This is a genomic window from Acinetobacter sp. (genome assembly GCF_036666595.1).
In the GTDB taxonomy this organism is placed as follows: domain Bacteria; phylum Pseudomonadota; class Gammaproteobacteria; order Pseudomonadales; family Moraxellaceae; genus Acinetobacter.
Window position 1 is genome coordinate 1 of the sequence record NZ_JAVWVO010000080.1, and the last position, 709, is coordinate 709.

The window sequence follows — 709 nt, forward strand, 5'->3', positions numbered from 1 at the left end:
CAATACCGTTTTGGTATGTTTACCATCGGTGGTTGGGTCAATCAAACACCCGGACAGCGCTTCCATCCTGTACATGCACAAAATGATCAGGCTGCAATCGTGTATATGTACCGTCCCGATAGTAAATGGAACCGTCAAGAAATAGTCGCGTCCAGTCTTTTTATTAATAGTGAACGTATTCCCAGTTTATTAAATAATCATTATTACTGGGTTGAATTGCCAGCAGGAACTTATCGTTTGTCGACCAGTCGTCCGCTGGGGGTGCAACATTTTCAAAAGCCGAAATATTTAGAGTTTACTGTAGATGCGGGGCAAACTTATTTTATTAAATACGATGAGGAAAATCTCAGTACGCGTCGTGAAGTTTCAGGTCCTTTAATTATGGTGCCTGAAAAAACAGGTTTAAATGAAATTGCATTTACCCAGTGGAAATCTGAAAGTTTTAACTTTGTTGCTCAAGATCAAAATACAGGTAAGGTACGTAAAAAAGCTCAAACGCTGAAACCTGCAAAATATGATCCAGCGGATGATGTGCAGTTAATAAAACCATTTAAACTTTGGAATCCAATGACTTGGTAAAATATGTCGGCTTGATTTGATCTTTATCTATGGATCAAATAAGCGAATTTATGGATATAAAAAAGCACCCAAGTGGGTTAATACCAGTCAGTTAAGGGTTTTAGAAATAAAGCCCTTAACTTTTTAGTTA

General features: G+C 37.7%; 1 protein-coding gene. It reads left to right on the top strand.

Features of this window, described 5'->3' with window-relative positions; genetic code table 11:
* On the top strand, positions 1–579 hold a 579-nt coding region (locus RR876_RS16885), incomplete at its 5' end, for a DUF2846 domain-containing protein (RefSeq protein ID WP_332637177.1).
* Positions 580–709 lie beyond the last annotated feature (130 nt).